This window comes from Enterobacter vonholyi (assembly GCF_040834095.1).
GTDB classification, from domain to species: Bacteria; Pseudomonadota; Gammaproteobacteria; order Enterobacterales; family Enterobacteriaceae; genus Enterobacter; species Enterobacter vonholyi.
Map to the genome: position 1 here is coordinate 4,175,386 of NZ_CP162152.1, position 20,950 is coordinate 4,196,335.

General features: G+C 56.2%; 18 protein-coding genes. 11 read left to right on the forward strand and 7 right to left on the reverse strand.

The annotated features are described in order from the left end of the window. Positions 1-220: 220 nt before the first annotated feature. From pitA to AB3N39_RS19690, 3 genes are all read left to right on the forward strand, one after another. Positions 221-1,720, forward strand: coding sequence for an inorganic phosphate transporter PitA (gene pitA / locus AB3N39_RS19680; RefSeq protein ID WP_127732547.1), 1,500 nt, complete (start codon positions 221-223; stop codon positions 1,718-1,720). Between the two features lie 173 nt (positions 1,721-1,893). Then, entirely contained in the window at positions 1,894-2,283 is a 390-nt protein-coding gene (locus tag AB3N39_RS19685; RefSeq protein WP_201268158.1) for a polymorphic toxin type 44 domain-containing protein, read from the forward strand. Continuing rightward, complete coding sequence (locus AB3N39_RS19690) at positions 2,261-2,668, forward strand: hypothetical protein (RefSeq protein ID WP_127732549.1); 408 nt, start codon at positions 2,261-2,263, stop codon at positions 2,666-2,668. Before AB3N39_RS19685 ends, AB3N39_RS19690 begins: the two co-directional genes overlap by 23 nt. Before the next feature lie 43 nt (positions 2,669-2,711). Here AB3N39_RS19690 and uspB read toward each other — a convergent pair whose 3' ends face one another. Beyond that, a complete protein-coding gene (uspB, locus tag AB3N39_RS19695; protein WP_003861224.1) occupies positions 2,712-3,047 on the reverse strand; it encodes a universal stress protein UspB in 336 nt (111 codons plus the stop codon). A gap of 283 nt (positions 3,048-3,330) precedes the next feature. Between uspB and uspA the strand changes: the two genes are divergently transcribed. Further along, positions 3,331-3,768, forward strand: coding sequence for a universal stress protein UspA (uspA, locus tag AB3N39_RS19700; RefSeq protein ID WP_003861223.1), 438 nt, complete (start codon positions 3,331-3,333; stop codon positions 3,766-3,768). 92 nt (positions 3,769-3,860) lie between these two features. On the opposite strand, the gene rsmJ is transcribed toward uspA, so the two are convergent. Continuing rightward, positions 3,861-4,613: a 16S rRNA (guanine(1516)-N(2))-methyltransferase RsmJ gene (rsmJ, locus tag AB3N39_RS19705; protein WP_017384177.1), complete on the reverse strand. Its 753-nt coding sequence runs from the start codon at positions 4,611-4,613 to the stop codon at positions 3,861-3,863. Positions 4,614-4,620: 7 nt separating this feature from the next. Next, complete coding sequence (gene prlC, locus AB3N39_RS19710; RefSeq protein WP_325814333.1) at positions 4,621-6,663, reverse strand: oligopeptidase A; 2,043 nt, start codon at positions 6,661-6,663, stop codon at positions 4,621-4,623. A 207-nt stretch (positions 6,664-6,870) separates the two neighbouring features. Between prlC and AB3N39_RS19715 the strand changes: the two genes are divergently transcribed. The 3 genes from AB3N39_RS19715 to AB3N39_RS19725 all read left to right on the forward strand — a co-directional run bounded on the left by AB3N39_RS19715 (position 6,871) and on the right by AB3N39_RS19725 (position 10,969). Further along, a complete protein-coding gene (locus AB3N39_RS19715; protein WP_047652937.1) occupies positions 6,871-7,713 on the forward strand; it encodes a 23S rRNA (adenine(2030)-N(6))-methyltransferase RlmJ in 843 nt (280 codons plus the stop codon). A 71-nt stretch (positions 7,714-7,784) separates the two neighbouring features. Next, positions 7,785-9,137: a glutathione-disulfide reductase gene (gene gorA / locus AB3N39_RS19720; protein WP_133295294.1), complete on the forward strand. Its 1,353-nt coding sequence runs from the start codon at positions 7,785-7,787 to the stop codon at positions 9,135-9,137. A gap of 182 nt (positions 9,138-9,319) precedes the next feature. Then, positions 9,320-10,969 carry an alpha,alpha-trehalase gene (locus AB3N39_RS19725; RefSeq protein WP_111963711.1) on the forward strand — a complete coding sequence of 550 codons (1,650 nt, stop codon included), beginning with the start codon at positions 9,320-9,322 and terminating at the stop codon, positions 10,967-10,969. A 61-nt stretch (positions 10,970-11,030) separates the two neighbouring features. Here AB3N39_RS19725 and AB3N39_RS19730 read toward each other — a convergent pair whose 3' ends face one another. Next, a complete protein-coding gene (locus AB3N39_RS19730) occupies positions 11,031-12,617 on the reverse strand; it encodes an STY4199 family HEPN domain-containing protein (protein ID WP_367896966.1) in 1,587 nt (528 codons plus the stop codon). A 148-nt stretch (positions 12,618-12,765) separates the two neighbouring features. On the opposite strand from AB3N39_RS19730, the gene AB3N39_RS19735 reads away from it, so the two are divergent. Beyond that, on the forward strand, positions 12,766-13,305 hold the full coding sequence (locus AB3N39_RS19735) for a GNAT family N-acetyltransferase (RefSeq protein WP_136195970.1): 540 nt from the start codon (positions 12,766-12,768) through the stop codon (positions 13,303-13,305). Between the two features lie 264 nt (positions 13,306-13,569). Here the strand turns inward: AB3N39_RS19735 and AB3N39_RS19740 are convergent, their stop codons facing one another. After that, entirely contained in the window at positions 13,570-14,328 is a 759-nt protein-coding gene (locus AB3N39_RS19740) for an SDR family NAD(P)-dependent oxidoreductase (RefSeq protein WP_274243340.1), read from the reverse strand. A gap of 119 nt (positions 14,329-14,447) precedes the next feature. On the opposite strand from AB3N39_RS19740, the gene AB3N39_RS19745 reads away from it, so the two are divergent. From AB3N39_RS19745 to AB3N39_RS19755, 3 genes are all read left to right on the forward strand, one after another. Continuing rightward, complete coding sequence (locus AB3N39_RS19745) at positions 14,448-15,347, forward strand: LysR family transcriptional regulator (protein ID WP_367896967.1); 900 nt, start codon at positions 14,448-14,450, stop codon at positions 15,345-15,347. Positions 15,348-15,397: 50 nt separating this feature from the next. Further along, positions 15,398-16,423, forward strand: a complete 1,026-nt coding sequence (gene yhjD, locus AB3N39_RS19750) for an inner membrane protein YhjD (protein ID WP_115876806.1) — start codon at positions 15,398-15,400, stop codon at positions 16,421-16,423. 260 nt (positions 16,424-16,683) lie between these two features. Then, entirely contained in the window at positions 16,684-18,006 is a 1,323-nt protein-coding gene (locus AB3N39_RS19755; RefSeq protein WP_111963705.1) for an MFS transporter, read from the forward strand. A gap of 60 nt (positions 18,007-18,066) precedes the next feature. On the opposite strand, the gene AB3N39_RS19760 is transcribed toward AB3N39_RS19755, so the two are convergent. Together AB3N39_RS19760 and pdeH are read right to left on the reverse strand one after the other, a co-directional pair. After that, positions 18,067-20,109 (reverse strand): AsmA family protein, encoded by a 2,043-nt coding sequence (locus AB3N39_RS19760; RefSeq protein ID WP_325814337.1) that lies wholly within the window; start codon positions 20,107-20,109, stop codon positions 18,067-18,069. 65 nt (positions 20,110-20,174) lie between these two features. Then, positions 20,175-20,948, reverse strand: coding sequence for a cyclic-guanylate-specific phosphodiesterase (gene pdeH, locus AB3N39_RS19765; protein WP_115876804.1), 774 nt, complete (start codon positions 20,946-20,948; stop codon positions 20,175-20,177). Positions 20,949-20,950: the final 2 nt, after the last annotated feature.

Consider the following 20,950-nt stretch of genomic DNA (forward strand, 5'->3'; position numbering starts at 1 on the left):
CCTCTTTGTTAACTGCCGCGGATTGTAAAGTTTCCTCTGTGGTCACACCAGCGTAAAAAGATATTACAAAGGCATTCCATTGAAATTTAAAGAATATCCTTTATGAGGCATTTCTCAAATCAGGTGGTATGTCAAAAAAAGTCTATATTTCACTTTGCCCGCCGCGCATTTGTCCTGGATAATGCGCCGCGTTCATGTCCTCAAAATGGCGTAACGTCCTATGCTACATTTGTTTGCCGGCCTGGATTTACATACCGGGCTTTTATTATTGCTTGCTCTGGTTTTTGTACTGTTTTACGAAGCGATCAACGGCTTCCACGACACTGCAAACGCAGTAGCGACGGTTATCTACACTCGCGCAATGCGATCGCAGCTTGCGGTTGTTATGGCGGCGGTATTTAACTTTTTTGGTGTCCTCCTGGGCGGGCTGAGCGTTGCGTATGCGATTGTGCATATGCTGCCAACGGATCTGCTGCTTAACGTTAGTTCTGGCCATGGCCTCGCTATGGTGTTCTCAATGCTGCTTGCTGCAATTATCTGGAACCTCGGTACCTGGTACTTCGGCCTGCCTGCATCCAGTTCTCACACCCTCATCGGCGCGATTATCGGTATCGGGTTAACCAACGCCCTCATGACCGGTACCTCGGTTGTTGATGCGTTAAATATCCCGAAAGTACTGGGGATCTTTGCCTCACTCATCGTCTCCCCTATCGTGGGTCTGGTGGTGGCGGGCGGGCTGATCTTTATCCTGCGTCGTTACTGGAGCAATACCAAAAAACGCTCCCGTATTCACCTGACGCCAGCAGAGCGTGAAAAGAAAGACGGCAAGAAAAAGCCGCCATTCTGGACGCGTATTGCCCTGATCATTTCCGCTATCGGCGTGGCCTTCTCACACGGCGCGAACGATGGTCAGAAAGGCATTGGTCTGGTGATGCTGGTACTGATTGGCGTTGCACCGGCAGGATTCGTGGTCAACATGAATGCCTCCGGCTACGAAATCACCCGAACCCGTGATGCGGTAAACAACGTTGAAACCTATTTCCAGCAGCACCCTGAGCTGCTGAAAAAAGCGACCGGCGTTGACCAGCTGATCCCTTCTCCGGAAGCCGGTGCCACGACTGCACCCGGCGAGTTCCACTGCCATCCGGCAAACGCGATTAACGCGCTGGAACGTGCCAAAGGGATGCTGGGCAATATCGAAAGTTATGACAAACTGACCGTTGAGCAGCGTGGTCAGCTGCGTCGCATTATGCTGTGCATCTCTGATGTGACGGATAAAGTGGCGAAGCTGCCTGACGTGAATGTTGACGACCAGCGTCTGCTGAAGAAACTGAAAGGCGATATGCTCAACACCATTGAGTACGCGCCAATCTGGATCATCATGGCCGTCGCGCTGGCGCTCGGTATCGGTACGATGATTGGCTGGCGTCGTGTGGCGACCACCATCGGCGAGAAGATCGGTAAGAAAGGCATGACCTATGCGCAGGGCATGTCCGCGCAGATGACGGCGGCAGTGTCTATCGGTCTGGCGAGTTACACCGGTATGCCGGTATCCACAACCCACGTACTCTCCTCGTCCGTAGCAGGTACCATGATTGTTGACGGTGGCGGCCTGCAGCGCAAAACCGTGACCAACATTCTGATGGCCTGGGTGTTCACCCTTCCGGCCTCAATCCTGCTGTCTGGCGGGCTGTACTGGATTTCGCTGAAGCTGATTTAATCGGTTGAAGGCGACAAAAAAGCGGGTCAGGAAACTGACCCGCTTTTTTATGGCTGTTATTTGCAATCGAACATTTTATAACATTAGGATTTCCTGAACATTTTTTGCTCAAAAGAATTGCGAAGATAACACTATGATGACGGTCAGAAGAAAAACCAGACAAAGGAGAATGTATGGCTTCTGTCCCTATCTCAGGACCGGGTTCAATCGTTATAGCGAACAATATGCGTGAGGCACGCCTTAACGGAATGTCACGCAATATGGCCACTCCCTCAACGTATTACTGGTTCTACCAAAAAGTCCGAAATGGTGGTCCCTGGGATTACAAAAAGTTCGACCCTTATTTTGCTGCATTTGGTAATTTCAACTTCGGAGCCGCCGGAACTGCAGCAGGCATTCCTGCAAACATCCTTCTTATGGGAGCAGGTTGGGCTCAAAGCCGTGCTGGCACATCAAAACCTGAATGGGGAAAATGGTACGAAAAGCCGCCTTACGGGGACGATCCAACGGACCAACGCAATATCAGAGAAGGAATAGAGTATGCCATTCAAAACGGCTACTAAATGGATTCATCGCCTTGTTACGGTTTCGCTTCTGGCTCTGGTCATTGGATTTGTGTGGCTAAACCACCAGCCCAATCAGCGAAATAACGATGCACTTCAACACGCTTATAAATTATCTGACAGCGTCTGGCTCTATATGACCGTGAACAATCAGGGTGGCGCCACCGTACCCACAATCTACCGTTACTATCTCTCGGAAAAGATAACAGGGAAAGACACCGACATTATCCATCAGTTGGCTAAGAAGCATCCTGTCATTGAAGGTACGGGTACAATTACTGCGGCCAGCATTGATACAAACGGAGACGTTAACATCGCCTATAGCGGGAAGGTTACTTCGATTGAGACCAATATCTCCGATCTTCGGTTCTCAGTTAAGCCCTGAACCAGAGGAAAGAAGGCGGGGCTGACCCCGCCTGCTGTGGTGATCAGTGCCAAATCATCAATGCAATCATGCTGACGACGACCAGCCCGCACAGGGCACTGGTCAAAATGAACTGACGACGCAGGCGCTCGCAGCGACGGATAAATTCTTCATCGTGATGATCGCGGTAGCGCTGGTAGTAGATGTATCCCACCAGACGCATCTGTTTGCTGGGCTGTCCATGCGAGGTGAAGAACCCTCCACCGTCCACATACTGATAAAGCAACGGATCGCAACCACGAAGTACCACTAACAGCGCACGTAACGATGAGAAGTAGCGCGCCATATTCACTATGCAAACTACGCATAACGCCCAAAACAATGCGACGGTGCTAATCATACATCCTCCCCGGCGTCCGCCCACGAAGCAAGGCTTCTGAGCTACCGCACCCCAATGCCCTGACAGACAGTTCAGTGAAAGAATGACCAAAAGTCGATCCGGTTCGCGTTTTAATATCCGAACGGCTCATTTAATAGTGTAGGAGATCCGTTAATTTTTTTGCCACAAGGTTAATCGTTATCAACACCAAAGCTTGAAAAATATGTTTAACTGGGCCGTAATGAAAGCATCAGACGACGGCTTTCCTATTTAGTCATCGATAACTTAAGGAAGGAGTAACACTATGGCTTACAAACACATTCTCATCGCGGTAGACCTCTCCCCGGAGAGCAAAGTGCTGGTTGATAAAGCGGTATCCATGGCACGTCCCTACAACGCGAAAGTTTCGCTGATTCACGTTGACGTGAATTACTCCGACCTCTACACCGGTCTGATCGACGTCAATCTGGGCGATATGCAGAAGCGTATCTCCGAAGAGACGCACCACGCCCTGAGCGAACTCTCCACCAACGCGGGTTATCCGATTACCGAAACCCTGAGCGGCAGCGGTGACCTGGGCCAGGTATTGGTTGATGCGATCAAGAAATATGACATGGACCTGGTGGTGTGCGGTCACCATCAGGACTTCTGGAGCAAGCTGATGTCTTCCGCGCGCCAGCTGATCAATACCGTCCACGTGGATATGCTGATTGTTCCACTGCGTGACGAAGAAGACGAGTAAGTGCAAAAAAACCCGGTGGCGCTAACGCTTACCGGGCCTACAGGCGGCACTAAATGTAGGCCGGGTAAGGCGAAGCCGCCACCCGGCTTTTTTTATTCCGGTGTCCCCGAATAAATATCAAACCGGTGCCCTTTGGTGGTCACCGCGTTAGTGGTCGCCACGTCCGCCAGCGGCGGTGCATAGTCAGGACGCTTCACCACTACCCGCTTCGTCGCCAGCTGACGAGCCGGCTCCAGCAGGCCATCCGCATCCAGATCAGGCCCCACCAGAGACTGAAACACCCGCATCTCTTTCTTCACCAGCGCGCTTTTCTGCTTGTGCGGGAACATCGGGTCGAGATAGACGACCTGCGGGCGCGGGGTGATATCCGTCAGCGCCGTCAGGCTGGAGGCGTGAATCAGCTGCAATCGTTCCTGCAACCACGGGCCGATTTCCGGGTCCGCATAGCCTCGCGTCAGCCCGTCGTCGAGCAGCGCAGCGACCACCGGATTACGCTCCAGCATCCGCACGCGACAGCCGACAGACGCCAGCACAAACGCATCGCGCCCCAGCCCCGCCGTGGCATCGACCACGTCCGGGAGGTAGCTCCCTTTGATGCCAACCGCTTTGGCAACCGCTTCACCACGACCGCCACCGAACTTGCGCCGGTGCGCCATCGCGCCGCCGACAAAATCGACGAAAATCCCGCCGAGCTTCGGTTCATCGCGTTTACGTAATTCGAGGTGTTCTGGTGTCATCACCAGCGCCATCAGGTTATCTTCATCATGTTCCAGCCCCCAGCGGGCGGCCAGAACAGATAAGGCGCCGTCTCCGGCGCCCGTTTCATCTACTAAGCAGATCTTCACGTAACAATCAGCCTTTGATCCCGTAATGCTCAAGCATCGCATCCAGCTGCGGCTCGCGGCCGCGGAAGCGTTTGAACAGCACCATTGGCTCTTCGGAACCGCCGCGGGTCAGGATATTGTCGAGGAACGACTGGCCGGTTTCGCGGTTGAAAATCCCCTCTTCTTCGAAACGAGAGAAGGCATCCGCCGCCAGCACGTCGGCCCACAGGTAGCTGTAGTAACCCGCCGCGTAGCCGCCAGCGAAGATGTGGCTGAACGCGTGCGGGAAGCGGCCCCAGGTTGGCCCAGGGATCACGGCGACCTGCTTTTTAATCTCGGCCAGGGTCTCAAGAATCTTCGCACCCTGCTCCGGGCTGAACTCGGCGTGCAGGCGGAAGTCGAACAGTCCGAACTCCAGCTGGCGCAGGATAAACATCGCCGCCTGGTAGTTTTTCGCCGCCAGCATTTTGTCCAGCAGCTCTTTAGGCAGCGGTTCGCCGGTCTCGTAGTGGCCGGAGATAAACGCCAGCGCGTCCGGCTCCCAGCACCAGTTTTCCATAAACTGGCTTGGCAGCTCGACCGCATCCCACGGCACACCGCTGATGCCTGCCACGCCTGCGGTTTCGATGCGGGTCAACATATGGTGCAGGCCGTGACCGAACTCGTGGAACAGGGTGATCACTTCATCGTGGGTAAAGAGCGCAGGTTTGCCGTTCACCGGACGGTTGAAGTTACAGGTCAGGTAGGCGACCGGCTTCTGCAGAGAACCGTCTGCTTTACGCATCTGGCCCACGCAGTCGTCCATCCACGCCCCGCCGCGCTTGTTCTCACGCGCGTAAAGATCGAGGTAGAAGCTGCCGCGCAGTTCGTTTTTCTCGTCATACAGTTCAAAGAAGCGCACGTCCGGATGCCAGACGTCGATATCGGTACGCTCTTTGGCGGTGATGCCATAGATGCGCTTCACCACTTCAAACAGGCCGTTAACGGCTTTGTTTTCCGGGAAATACGGGCGCAGCTGCTCGTCGCTGATGCTGTAGAGGTGCTGCTTCTGTTTTTCGCTGTAGTAAGCGATGTCCCACGGCTGCAGTTCGTCCACGCCGAACTCCGCTTTCGCGAAGGCGCGCAGCTGGGCCAGCTCTTTTTCACCCTGTGGACGGGCGCGTTTCGCCAGATCGGTCAGGAAGTCGAGCACCTGCTGCGGATTTTCCGCCATTTTGGTGGCGAGGGATTTATCGGCGTAGTTTTCGAAGCCCAGCAGTTGGGCCAGCTCGTGGCGCAGGGCGAGGATTTCCGCCATGACCGGGCTGTTGTCCCACTTACCGGCATTCGGCCCCTGATCGGAGGCGCGGGTGCTGTAGGCGCGGTACATCTCTTCGCGAAGCGCCTGGTTGTCGCAGTAGGTCATCACCGGCAGATAGCTCGGGATATCCAGAGTTAGCAGGAAGCCGTCCCGCTCTTTCGCCTCGGCCTGCGCTTTTGCCGCCGCCAGGGCGCTTTCCGGCATGCCGGAAAGCTCCGCTTCGTCGGTGATCAGCTTCGTCCAGCCCATGGTGGCGTCGAGCACGTTGTTGCTGTACTGGTTGCCCAGCTCGGACAGGCGCGCGGCGATTTCACCGTAGCGGGTCTGCTTCTCTTTTGGCAGGCCAATCCCGGACAGCTCAAAATCACGCAGGGCGTTATCGACCGATTTTTTCTGCGCCGTGTTCAGTTCGGCATAATGGTCGCCGTCGCGCAGGTCGCGGTAGGCTTTGTAGAGCCCTTCGTGCTGGCCGACCCAGGTGCTGTACTCAGAGAGCAGCGGCAGGGTTTGCTCGTAGGCTTCACGTAGCTCCGGGCTGTTTTTTACCGAGTTCAGGTGGCTTACCGGGGAGAAGATACGCCCCAGCACGTCGTCCACTTCGGCCAGCGGCTGACACAGATTTTCCCAGGTGTACGGCCCGCCCTGCGCGACCACGCTTTCTACCGCCGCGCGGCAGTTGTCCAGCGATTGCGTAACCGCTGGAACCACATGCTCGGGGAGGATTTTAGAAAACGGTGGCAACGAAAAAGGCGTCAGTAATGGATTGGTCATAAACGCTGTCCTGTTGAAATAGGTGAATGAAGCGCGCATCCGGCGCTGTGCATATGGGATCTAGAATGGGGTTAAGTGTAGAGGATTTCAATGCCGGACGTTGTCGAAAAGAGCCCGGTGGTGCTGCGCTTACCGGGCCTACGGGTAATCTTTGCCGTTCTGCTGTAAACTGTGGCAAATCGTCAATTCAGCGGAATATCATTACCCATGCTCAGTTATCGCCACAGCTTCCACGCAGGCAACCACGCCGACGTCCTTAAACACACCGTTCAGAGCCTGATCATCGAATCGCTCAAAGAGAAAGAGAAGCCGTTTCTCTATCTGGACACCCACGCGGGCGCGGGCCGTTATCAGCTGAGCGGCGAGCATGCCGAGCGTACCGGTGAATATCTGGAAGGGATCGCCCGCATCTGGCAGCAGGACGACCTGCCTGCCGAGCTGGAGCCGTACATCGGCGTGGTGAATCACTTCAACCGCAACGGCCAGCTGCGTTATTACCCGGGCTCGCCGCTGATTGCCCGCCAGCTGCTGCGCGAGCAGGACAGCATCCAGTTGACCGAGCTGCACCCGAGCGACTTCCCGCTGCTGCGTTCAGAATTCCAGAAAGACAGCCGCGCCCGCGTCGAAAAAGCCGACGGCTACCAGCAGCTGAAGGCCAAACTGCCGCCGGTTTCCCGTCGCGGCCTGGTGCTCATCGACCCGCCGTACGAAATCAAAACCGACTATCAGGCGGTGGTGACGGGTATCCACGAAGGCTACAAACGCTTTGCTACCGGCACCTATGCCCTGTGGTACCCGGTGGTGCTGCGCGCGCAGATCAAACGCATGATCAAAGACCTGGAAGCGACCGGCATCCGCAAGATCCTGCAGATCGAGCTGGCGGTACGTCCGGACAGCGATCAGCGCGGTATGACCGCCTCCGGCATGATTGTAATCAACCCGCCGTGGAAGCTCGAAGCGCAGATGAACAACGTGCTGCCGTGGCTGCATAAAACGCTGGTGCCGGCGGGTACAGGCCACGCTACCGTCAGTTGGATAGTGCCGGAGTAATCGCAGCCATCGGTGGAAACTATTGATTTCAGGTATACAATCGCGGCAATTCACGATTAAGGACAAAAGCTATGACTAAGCATTATGACTACATCGCAATCGGCGGCGGCAGCGGCGGCATCGCCTCCATCAACCGCGCGGCCATGTACGGCCAGAAGTGCGCGCTGATTGAAGCCAAAGCGCTGGGCGGCACCTGCGTGAACGTGGGTTGTGTACCGAAGAAGGTGATGTGGCATGCGGCGCAGATCCGTGAAGCTATCCATATGTATGGCCCGGACTACGGCTTTGACACCACCATCAACCGCTTCGACTGGGACAAGCTGATCGCCAGCCGTACCGCGTACATCGATCGCATTCACACCTCGTACGACAACGTGCTGGGGAAAAATAACGTCGACGTTATCCACGGTTTCGCTCGCTTCGTTGACGCGAAAACGATCGAAGTGAACGGCGAGACGATCACCGCCGATCACATCCTGATCGCCACCGGCGGTCGTCCGAGCCACCCGAACATCCCGGGCGTGGAATACGGCATCGACTCCGACGGTTTCTTCGAGCTGCCAGCCCTGCCTGAGCGCGTTGCCGTGGTAGGCGCGGGATACATCGCGGTTGAACTGGCTGGCGTGATTAACGGCCTGGGCGCAGAAGCGCACCTGTTCGTACGTAAACACGCGCCGCTGCGCAGTTTTGACCCGCTGATTGTCGATACGCTGGTTGAAGTGATGAACACCGAAGGCCCAACCCTGCACACCAACGCCGTACCAAAAGCGGTGGTGAAAAACGCGGACGGAAGCCTGACCCTGGAGCTGGAAGATGGTCGCAGCCAGACCGTTGATTGCCTGATCTGGGCGATTGGCCGTGAACCGGCGAACGATAACTTCAACCTGGGCGTGACTGGCGTGAAAACCGACGAAAAAGGCTATATCGTCGTCGATAAATTCCAGAACACCAGCGTACCGGGCATTTACGCGGTCGGCGACAATACCGGTGCGGTTGAGCTGACGCCGGTCGCCGTTGCGGCGGGTCGTCGTCTCTCCGAGCGCCTGTTTAACAACAAGCCGGACGAGCATCTGGACTACAGCAACATCCCGACCGTGGTCTTCAGCCATCCGCCAATCGGCACCGTCGGCTTAACCGAGCCGCAGGCGCGCGAGCAGTACGGCGACGACCAGGTGAAAGTGTATAAATCGGCGTTCACCGCAATGTATACCGCCGTCACCTCGCACCGTCAGCCATGCCGAATGAAGCTGGTCTGCGTCGGCCCGGAAGAGAAGATTGTCGGTATCCACGGCATTGGCTTCGGCATGGATGAGATCCTGCAGGGCTTCGCCGTGGCGCTGAAGATGGGCGCAACCAAGAAAGACTTCGATAATACTGTGGCAATCCACCCGACGGCCGCGGAAGAGTTTGTGACCATGCGTTAATCCTGATGCCCCTCCCCGGAGGGGCATTTTTTTTAACATTCATAAATCGTTGCAAAACGAATGCTCCGAAAATAGTGATCTACCGCACATTTCCCTCCCCATCTACCGAAGCGAATGTCTACGCTTATAAGACGCCCGGATAAACCTGTCTTTTGAACACACAACCGGAGGTCCCTATCACCATGTTCAACCAGAAACTACAGGCTACCGAGAACATCGAGTTCGAGATTGCAGAAGAGCTGCGCTACGAGACCGATCCCTGCGAGTTGAAACTGGATGAAATGATTGAGGCGGAGCCGGAACCCGAAATGATCGAGGGGCTACCCGCCTCCGATGCGTTGACGCCCGCAGACCGCTACCTTGAACTGTTCGAACACGTGCAGTCGACGCGGCTGTTTGCGGACAGTAAAACCTTCCCCGACTGCGCGCCGAAGATGGATCCGCTGGATATCCTGATCCGCTACCGCAAGGTCAGACGCCACCGGGATTTCGACCTGCGCCAGTTTGTGGAGAACCACTTCTGGATGCCGGAAACGTACGGCACAGAATATGTCTCCGACCCGGGACTCTCCCTGAAAGAGCACATTGATAACCTGTGGCCGGTGCTGACGCGCGAGCCGCAGGATCATATTCCCTGGTCTTCCCTGCTGGCGCTGCCGCAGGCCTATATCGTCCCCGGCGGGCGCTTCAGCGAGACCTACTACTGGGATTCTTATTTCTCCATGCTGGGGCTGGCGGAGAGCGGCCGTAACGATCTGCTCAAATGTATGGCGGACAACTTCGCCTGGCTGATTGAACGCTACGGGCATATCCCCAACGGCAACCGCACCTATTATCTCAGCCGCTCACAGCCGCCGGTCTTTGCGCTGATGGTGGAGCTGTTTGAGGAGGACGGCGTGCGCGGTGCGAAACGCTATCTTGATCACCTCAAAATGGAGTACGCCTTCTGGATGGACGGTGCGGAGTCGCTGCTGCTTAATCAGGCATACCGCAGCGCCGTGCGCATGCCGGACGGTTCACTGCTCAACCGCTACTGGGATGACCGCGATACTCCGCGCGACGAATCGTGGATTGAGGACGTGGAAACCGCGCGCCACTCGGGCCGTCCTCCAAACGAGGTGTATCGCGACCTGCGCGCGGGTGCGGCTTCCGGCTGGGATTACTCGTCCCGCTGGCTGCGCGATCCGTCGCGGCTCGCCAGCATCCGCACGACGCAGTTCATCCCCATCGATCTGAACGCCTTCCTGTTCAAACTGGAAAGCGCTATCGCCAACATCTCGGCGTCGAAAGGAGATAAAGAGACGGCAGAGGAATTCCGCCAGAAAGCCAACGATCGCCGCGCGGCGGTGAACCGCTATCTGTGGGACGAGGAGAGCGGCTGTTACCGCGATTACGACTGGCGGCGCGAAGAGCTGGCGCTGTTTTCTGCCGCCAGCATCGTGCCGCTGTACGTTGGCATGGCAACTCACGAGCAGGCGGAGCGCTTGTCGGATGCAGTCAAGGCGCGTCTGCTGACCCCGGGCGGAATTCTGGCGACCGAGTACGAAACCAGCGAGCAGTGGGATAAACCCAACGGCTGGGCGCCGCTGCAGTGGATGGCGATTCAGGGATTCAAGCAGTACGGAAACGACTCGCTGGGGGATGAGATCGCCTGGAGCTGGCTGCATACGGTGAACCATTTCTACAAGACGCACCACAAGCTGATTGAGAAATACCACATCGCCAGCAGCACGCCGCGCGAAGGTGGCGGGGGTGAGTATCCGCTGCAGGACGGTTTCGGCTGGACGAACGGCGTGGTGCGGCGGCTGATTGGTTTGTATGGGGAGCCTTAAGCAGGGTGTGATCTTTTCCCCCTCGCCCCTCAGGGGAGAGGGCTGGGGTGAGGGGAAAATGTTAGCGAATCACCTCATAAATGGCGCTCTGAATAGACTGCCATTTTTTGGTGGTGGCATCCGGCTGTGACTGCGCGCGGCGTGTGGCCATGTCGAGATCGTGCTGCTGGCGTTTCACTACGGCAGGCACGGTGCAGAACGCTTTAAGATACTCTTTACGTACCGAGGTCAGAGACTCGCCGTTCGACATCGCGTGGCTGAGCGTGTTGATGAAGCGGCGACACGGCTTCTCTTCCACCATGTTTTGCCGGTAGCGTAACATCAGCTCCAGCACGTCGTCATGGCCTGCCGACATCGCCTCTTCGGTCCAGGACAGCTTCCAGTCCATACCGCCCTGCAAAAAGAGCTGGGTCACGCGGGTATCGTTGCGGTTAATGGCCGAGCGGAAATTATTCTCGTCCCAGGTGACTCCCATGCGCGTGAGCGTTTCGCGCGAGGAAGGCGTCTCACGCATTTCCTGCGGTGGAGCCGCTTCAGCCGCACTGACGGCCGCTGGCTGCGGCTTGCTGCTGGTCACCAGCCAGAAGCCCCCTGCCACAATGGCAATCACCATAACGCCAACTGCCCCCCATAGCGCACCGGAAATGAGCTGCTCGCGTTGTTCGGGGGTGCGCGGCGCGCGCTGGGTCGGCTTTTCAATAGTGTCACGGACTTCAAACAGATCCCCACCGGTAACCCGATCCATTTTCTGCGCCTTTTCCCAGAAGGTATGCAATTCACTGGCATCTACCGCCATGAATCCTGCCGGATTAACGCGCGTTCTCCCCTCTTCAAACGCGCGTTGAACGGGCCGCGCGATCTGCGCGTAGTAGTTGTCCAGCAGCTGAATTTGCGCCGAGCTTAACGTCTTCTGAACGGTGATGCTGTTGCGGATTTGCCGAATATCGTCGAGAAAGGTTTGCAGCGTTTTGCGCGGTTCAACCAGCAGCGTCAGCATGGACGGGTCGCTGAAAAGCGAAGCGTAATAGCGGCTGAACTCTTTTTTATCCACCAGCATCTGCGCCAGCTCGCTGAACATCATGCCGCTCAGGACATCGTTGATCTCGCCAAGCTTCAGCCAGCGCCTTACGCGGTCAGCGTTAAACAGGGTCTTAAGATGGTTGTTCAGCTTTACCTGATCGGGCCAGGCCTGCTGGATAAGCCCTTTAAGCATCAGCTCAATCGCGCGTACCTGCTTGTGCGCCTGCTGCTGGAGTTCGCTGCCCGGTGCCAGCTCCGTGCTATAGGTCAACAGCGGCTGCTGAAGACGAAGATGTTCCAGCGCGGTCACAAACCGCATCGCCGCAATAAGCTGGTTTTCACTCACATCCTGTCCGCTTTCATACTGCGGTACGCGCTGCTGCAGCAGGCGCAGCTGGAGCGTAAATTCCGACATCTCGGCATCATTCAGGTTTAGTTTTTTCGCAACGGCTCCCCAGCCGCCCAAAGCTAATCGCGCGCTGTCGAGTTGTTCCAGAAACCAGCGTGGATCTTTGCCCTCAGAAGCATGTACATTCAGAAGGAGTAAAATTTCCACCGACGCATGGCGAATGACCGCCAGACAGTGTTCAAACTGTTCGCGAATATGGTGTGATGTGCTGAGAGTCATTGTTTTCCTTAAGCGACAACGAAGACATCAGGAATGGGCGCGAGACGCCCTTTATTCTTTTTATTTATACGCGGTTAACCATACCTGACTTTCTGTTGAAATAAAGTGACAACCCTAAAATCATTTAAAAAGTGTCAGGAGAATCTGAATGCCCGTTTTAATTACCCCTCGCCTGAACTGCTCACCTTTGCAGGAAGAAGACTGGCCCTTTTTTCTGGCGCTCCAGCAGCACCCGGACGTTATGCGCTTTGTGGCGGAAGACCGCCCCGTCGCGGCGATACGAGAGGCGTTTGATTCGCGCCTGACGCCATGGGCTCCGGGCAGCGCGCACTGGCTTTGTCTCGTCGTACGTGACACCGCCTCCCAGGCCCCGCTGGGCGTTACCGGGTATATTCATCGGGAGGAGGACTGCGCCGAAGTGGGCTTCCTTTTCGCCCCCGAGGCGCAGGGGAAAGGTTACGGCTTTGAATCCCTGAAAGCGCTTTGCGATTACGCTTTTCTTCAGGGCGGTATACGGCGACTCACCGCCACCGTAACAGCGGGAAACGCTGCTTCAAGACGCCTGCTGGAAAAAGCCCGCTTTCGCCTGGAAGGTGAATTACGTGAGAGCTATTATCTTGCGGGTCGCTGGCAAAATGACTGGCTATTTGGTTTATTACAGCAGGAATACCTGAATAATAATTCCTGACCAACAGCAATTTAGCCGATATTTCCGGACGTCGTTTCCTCTTCAGGGTCGCTATTAAGAGGAAACGAATATCAAACGTCATGCGCTGAAAATATTTTCTGCGGCCATTGCGTTAATAAAAAACATCAGGGTTTTTCTCTGGAGAAATATCGTGATGAAAATGGGTTATCGGCTATGGCTAACTGCGTTCTTTATCGCTGTCAGTGTGCAGACACATCCATATTAAGGGTTCCTTAAGAGGTTCCTTCCCCTTAAGTCCGGGCATCACAGGAACATACCGCCTGACACTTCAATACGTTGCGCATTCATCCAGCCCAGCTTATCGCTGAGCAGTGCCGCAATGGCATCACCGATATCGTCCGGTAGACCCACCCGTCCCAGCGCCGTCTGCGAGGCCAGCAACTGATTCAGCTCCGCGTTGTCGCGCACGCGTCCGCCGCCAAAGTCTGTTTCTATCGCGCCAGGCGCAATGATATTGACGGAAATGCCGCGCGCGCCCAGCTCTTTCGCCTGATAGCGCGTCAGCACTTCCATCGCCCCCTTCATGGCCGCGTAGGTCCCTGAGCCCGGCTGGGTAAAACGGGCCAGCCCGCTGGAGACGTTGAGGATACGTCCCCCGTCGTTAAGCAGCGGCAGCAGGCGCTGGGTCAGGAAGAAAGGCCCTTTGAAATGAATGTTCAACGCTTCATCAAACTGGGCTTCCGTCGTGTCGGCATAGGGTGCATATAAACCCGTCCCGGCATTGTTCAATAAATAGTCAAAGGTTTCACGCTGCCAGACGGTCCTAAGGGTTTCCTGAAGCTGTTGGGCAAAATGTTCAAATCCCGTGATATCCCCGACATTAAGCTGTAATGCCGCTGCGTTGACGCCTTTTTGCTGAATTTCATGCACAACATCCAGCGCTTCCTGCTGGCTACGGTTGTATGTCAGGATGATTCCCGTGCCGTCTGCCGCCAGCTTTAACGCAGCGTTTTTGCCCAGACCACGGCTACCACCCGTCACTAATGCGATACGTTCACTCATCATAAACCTCGTTTTGGCTGTTAAGGAGATTGAGAAAGAGCTTATTAGGTGATAGAAAATCAATAAAGATGGGTTAAAACGCTTCACTGTTTCAGCAGAAACAACAATGAGCTTCGTCTATGGATAAAATTCACGCAATGCAGTTGTTCGTCCGCGTCGCGGAACTGGAGAGTTTTTCCCGCGCGGCCGAAACATTAACCCTGCCAAAAGGCAGCGTCTCACGGCAGATTCAGGCCCTGGAAAACCGGCTTGGCACTCAGCTATTGCACCGCACCACGCGCCGCGTCAGCCTGACGCAGGACGGCATGGTCTATTACGAGCGGGCAAAAGATCTGCTGGCAAACCTTGATGAACTCGACGGCATGTTTCAGCACGATCCCTCCAGCATCAGCGGCCGGCTCCGCGTGGATATGCCCGTCGGCGTTGCTCGAAATTTAGTCATCCCCAAACTGCCTGCTTTTCTGCAGCACTATCCGGGCATCGAACTGGAGCTCAGCAGCAGCGATCGTCTGGTGGATGTGATCCGCGAAGGGTTTGATTGCGTGGTACGCGTCGGCACGCTGAAGGATTCAGGGCTGATTGCCCGCCCACTGGGCAAGCTGTCGGTGATTAACTGCGCCAGCCCGTACTATCTGGCGCGTTTTGGCTACCCGGAAACCCTGGACGATTTAGGCTCGCACGCCGTTATTCACTACACCGCTACGCTGGGAACACGCCCACAGGGCTTTGAGTTTTATAACGGCAGTACAACACAGTGGATAAAAACGGGCGGGGTCTTAACCGTCAACAGCACGGAAACTTACCAGGCTGCCTGTCTCGCCGGACTGGGCATTATTCAGGTGCCGCGGGTTGGGGTGCGCGATTTACTGCGCGCGAAGAAGCTGATTGAGATCCTCCCGCAATACCGGGCCGAACCGATGCCTGTTTCCCTGATTTATCCCCACCGGCGCAACCTCTCCCGCCGGGTCCATCTGTTCATGGAGTGGCTAACCGAACTCACAAAAGCTTACGTGGACTAGTCGCAAGCTATAATTCAATAACATCCAGCCAAACGAAAAGGAAAAGACGCGTGACGCCGGAAAACAACCCGCAACGACCCACCCAACATTTAGAGTATGAGCCCGTCAAAAAGATGGAAACCGGACCCGAAGAGGCCAAAACGCCAGGTACCGCCAGCAAAGCGCTGGGAACCGTAACCGGCATCGCCGCGAGAATTCAGCAGTTTCCCATGATTGCGCATCTGATACGCGCGACCGAACGCTTTAATGACCGCATGGGAAACCAGTTTGGTGCCGCCATCACCTATTTTTCCTTCCTGTCTATGATACCGATCCTGATGGTGTCGTTCGCGGCAGCCGGTTTTGTCCTCGCGTCGCACCCGACGCTGCTGCAGGATATCTTCAATAAGATCCTGAATAACGTCAGTGACCCGACCCTTGCCAGTACGCTCAAAAGCACTATCAATACCGCCGTTCAGCAGCGTACCACCGTCGGCATCGTCGGCTTGCTGATTGCCCTTTACTCCGGCGTTAACTGGATGGGCAACCTGCGCGAGGCCATTCGCGCCCAGTCGCGCGACGTCTGGGAGCGTAAGCCGCAGGACCAGGAGAAAATCTGGGTCAAGTATCTCCGCGACTTTGTTTCGCTGATTGGCCTGCTGGTCGCGCTCATCGTGACGCTTTCCATTACCTCCGTGGCGGGCTCGGCGCAGCAGATGATCATCTCCGCGCTCTATCTGGATTACATCGAATGGCTGAAGCCCGCCTGGCGCGGCATTGGGCTGGCTATTTCCATCTTCGCCAACTACCTGCTGTTCTTCTGGATCTTCTGGCGCTTGCCCCGGCATCGGCCGCGCAAGAAGGCGCTGCTCCGCGGCACATTGATTGCGGCGATCGGCTTTGAGGTGATCAAAATCGTGATGACTTACACCCTGCCGTCACTGGTTAAATCCCCTTCCGGCGCGGCGTTTGGCTCGGTGCTGGGACTGATGGCCTTCTTCTACTTCTTCGCCCGCCTGACACTGTTCTGCGCGGCATGGATTGCCACCGCCGAGTACAAAGGCGACACGCGAATGCCCGGCAAAACGCACCGCTAGCCCCGCCATCGGGCTGAAATTTCAGCCCGATTCATCATTTCAGCATATAAATCCAGCCCGTAACTTTTATTTAACCGAAAACCAGTTTAATTGACTGATATTTAAAATCTGTGAAGCATTTCATAGACGTGTTTTTGCTGGTCTGAAAATTATCCGCTTTTTGCTGTTTTTATCACCGGGTCGCGGCTTTGTTACAGATTGAAATGTCGCTTTTGCTGTGCGTAATATGGCCTTTCGTTCGACAAAAATAAGAAAATATTATGCAAGCAACCGCCACCACACTCGACTCAGAAACGGAAAACGTTCCAGTAAATTCGCGCAATAAAGTCGTTGTCGCATCGCTGATTGGCACCGCCATCGAGTTCTTCGACTTCTATATTTATGCCACCGCCGCGGTCATCGTATTCCCGCACATTTTCTTCCCGCAGGGCGATCCGACGGCGGCCACGCTGCAGTCTCTGGCGACCTTTGCGATTGCGTTTGTTGCGCGTCCGATTGGCTCTGCGCTGTTTGGACACTTTGGCGATCGCATCGGCCGCAAAGTCACGCTGGTGGCCTCGCTGCTGACGATGGGGATCTCCACCGTAGCCATCGGCCTGCTGCCGACCTACGAAACCATCGGTATTCTGGCGCCGGTCCTGCTGGCGCTGGCGCGTTTTGGTCAAGGTCTGGGGCTGGGTGGTGAATGGGGCGGCGCGGCGCTGCTGGCCACCGAGAACGCCCCGGCGCGCAAGCGCGCGCTGTACGGTTCATTCCCACAGCTTGGCGCTCCGATTGGCTTCTTCTTTGCCAACGGGACGTTCCTGCTGCTCTCCTGGCTGCTGACGGATGAACAGTTCATGAGCTGGGGCTGGCGTATTCCGTTTATCTTCTCAGCCGTGCTGGTGCTGATTGGCCTGTATGTGCGTGTTTCTCTGCATGAAACGCCTGTCTTCGCGAAAGTGGCCGCGGCGAACAAGCAGGTGAAAGTGCCGCTGGGTACGCTTCTGACCAAACACGTTCGCGTGACCGTGCTGGGCACGTTTATCATGCTCGCCACCTATACGCTGTTCTACATCATGACCGTCTATTCCATGACGTTCAGTACCGCCGCCGCGCCGGTTGGGCTGGGGCTGCCGCGTAACGAAGTGCTGTGGATGCTGATGATGGCGGTGATCGGGTTTGGCGTGATGGTTCCGATTGCCGGCCTGCTGGCGGATAAATTCGGTCGTCGTGCGAGCATGATTACGATCACCACGCTGATCGTTTTGTTTGCCCTGTTCGTCTTCCCGCCGCTGCTGGGTTCAGGTAGCCCGGCGCTGGTGATGGCCTATCTGCTGATTGGCCTGAGCCTGATGGGGCTGACCTTCGGCCCGATGGGCGCGCTGCTGCCCGAGCTGTTCCCGACTGAAGTACGTTATACCGGCGCGTCGTTCTCCTATAACGTCTCGTCTATTCTGGGTGCGTCCGTTGCGCCATATATCGCCACCTGGCTGCAGGCAAACTATGGTCTGTTCTATGTGGGCGTCTATCTTGCGGCCATGGCGGCGCTGACGCTGATTGCGCTGCTGCTGACGCACGAGACGAAGCACCAGGCTCTGTAATTCACTGCGGCCTGATGCCCTCACCCCGGCCCTCTCCCACAGGGAGAGGGAGAAAGGGAGCTATTTCTTCATCTGCGACAAAATGGTCCGGCACTGATTCGCCTCGCCCTCTGACGGCGAAATCAGTGCCAGCAGCGCTGCGGCTGGGGTAACCAGCGTCGCAAGGGCCGCAGCCACGGCACCGCGCGCAATCAGCGGCCCTGGCTTCACGCCCGCCTGCGGATTTTTGAAGGTCCCGCGCACGTACAGCGGCGAGCGCAGCGTGATAATACGGATCCCCTTACTCTCCGGGTCAATCGTCAGATCAAGCTGCTCCGAAGCCATGCTGGCGGTACCGGTCACGTTAATCACCGCGTTTTCCGTGTCGAAGGCAAAAATCTGCGGGCGCGCCACGCCGTTCACCAGATCCAGATTGGCCGCCGCGCAGTTCACCCGCACCTCGTCATCGCCGAAGATTTGCCCGACGACGTAGTTACCGACGTTCAGCCCCAGGATCTCCATCAGGTTTCGGCTCACCAGTCCGTCGTTCATCAGCAGCTTCAGGTTTCCGTTGCCGCTGCCCAACAGCGCCGCCACCGAGTTCCCCACGCCGCGAATGTCGGCATCACCGTTCATTTCACCGAGGGTTTTCTGCATCAGCTCTACGTTCGGCATCAGCTCTTTCAGCTTCAATCGACGCGCCTGGATCTCCGCCCGTCCCTGCATCGGCTTCTTATCGCCTTCCAGGTGAATGTTCGAGGAAATCGTCCCACCCGCCATGCCGAACTTCAGTGGCTGAAGGCGCAGGTCGGCGTTTTTGAGGAGGATATGGGTCGAAAGATTGCTGATCGGCAGCGTACTGCCATGTTCAATTTTCCCGCCTTTGAAACGTACATCCGCATCCATTACGTTCCATTTGTCGGTTTCGAAACGATCGTAAGGCAATACTTTTCCCGCAGGCTGAACGTCCTTTTTGACCTCTTTGGACTTTGTGCCTTTGCCCGAATCCACGCCAATCAACGGACCAAGATCGGCCAGACGCAGCTGACGGGATTCAACATCCCCTTCCAGTTTCGGGCGCGGTTTTCCGGTGGTGTAGGTCAGCGTGCCGTGGATGTCGCTGTCGCCAATGCGGCCATTAAAATCCCGGTAGTCAAAAACGGACGATTTTTCGGTATCGATTTTGGCGACCAGATGCCCGTCCGTTTCGAATGGCGGGGTATCCGGCAGCAGTACGTCGGTCAGTTCATACAGCTCGCCCAGCGAATCACCGGCAAATTTAAGCTGAAGGTCAACGCCGCCCATGTTCATCGGGTCGTTAACCATTCCTACGAACGCCACGCGGGTGTTACCGGAACGGAAGTCCGCCTGCACCGGGAACGGCGTGCCTTCGCTCCGGAGCGCCAGCATGCCGCCTATTTTCCCTTTACCGCTAAGCGGCTGGTCGTTGTAGCGTCCTTTTGCCGTCAGGCCGAAGACATAGTCACCTACGCTTGCCGCGTCGCCTTTTGCTTTCGTGCCCGTGACCTCGCTAAACGGCAGCGGTTTGCCCAACGGATCGACCAGGATCTCCACATCCGCCTTGCTGACCTTATCGTCGATGGCGATCCGTCCGCGATCGAAAAGAATATTGTCGAGACGGAATGACCAGGAAGAAGGCTGGGTATTCGGATCTTTTTCGCCATCGCTGGCAAGGTTAAACGTCCAGTTGTTGGTTTTTTCTGAGAGTCGGATCAGACGCGCATCAGGCTGCTGAAGTTTGATCCACGGCAGATAAACGGTTTTGGTCAGAAGCGCTAACGGCGCTAGCGTGGCCTCCACGCGCGGCAGGTGGACCATGGTGACGTCCGGGATGTCCGGCGGGTTGCCGAGAATGATGTCGTCGGCATGGACGTGTGGCCAGGGGATCCAGCTTCGCCAGCCGGGCTCCTCTTTCTGACGCTCCCATACCACACCTAAATCACCGCGTATGGCGAAGGGGCGGTTCAGTTCGGTTGAGACTTTCTGGTTGATGGTCGGCTTGAGACGGTTCCAGTCAAACGTCGCAATAATGATGGCGACGACCACGATCAACAACAAGAAAATCCCTGCTGTCCAGGAGATTACCCTGGTTGTTCTTGTCATTTTTATCCCCTTTCCTGATGACCTGTCCTGTAAAACTATAGTCCAGACAAAGGGAAGCGGGCTTATCAGAGGGTAGTTATCACGCTATCGAGGCGATCCATGGGTACCGGTCGGGAGAGGAAATAGCCTTGCGCCGCCGCGGCAGGCGAGCTTTGCACATCACGCCACTCTTCCAGCGTTTCCACACCTTCAACAATCACGCCCTGGCAATAGCGGTTCATCAGCTGTAATAACAGCGTAAACAGATTCCGACCTTCCGGGGTCTGACGCAGCATAATGAACAGATCGCGGGCCACTTTAATGTAGTCGTAGCGCACCTCACTCAGGGCGGAGAAATTCGCCATGCCGGTGCCAAAGTCATCCAGCCACAGCGGGCCGTATTCGCATATCGAAGCAAACGAGGAATCCTGCGGCAGACGGACATGCTCCACCAGCTCAAAGCGCATCCACGGCAGGGTGGCGATCAGCTCCTGCAATTTTGCGTTCTGCCGCAGCGCCAGCAGGGTTGGGCCGTCGACGTTCACCGAGGCGAGGATATCGTGCTGTTCGAAAAAGGACTGCTTCGTCGCCAGCATGCGAAGCTGTTCTTCCAGCACATCCAGACGCTGGCGAACGGCAACTTCGGCAAAATAGCGATCCGGCGCGATGCGCTGAGTGGGGTTTGAGGGGTGCGTAACGACGGTCAAAATTTCAATTGCCATCAGTCGACCATCTGTTCGGTAGATCGGCTGATAGGTGTATGCACGCTCACATTGCAGCCAGTAGCGATGCTCCTGCAAGTTCTCAATACTTGCCTCAGGCGTAGTGCTCAGCCGCTGGATAACCTGCTCTGACTTCATTT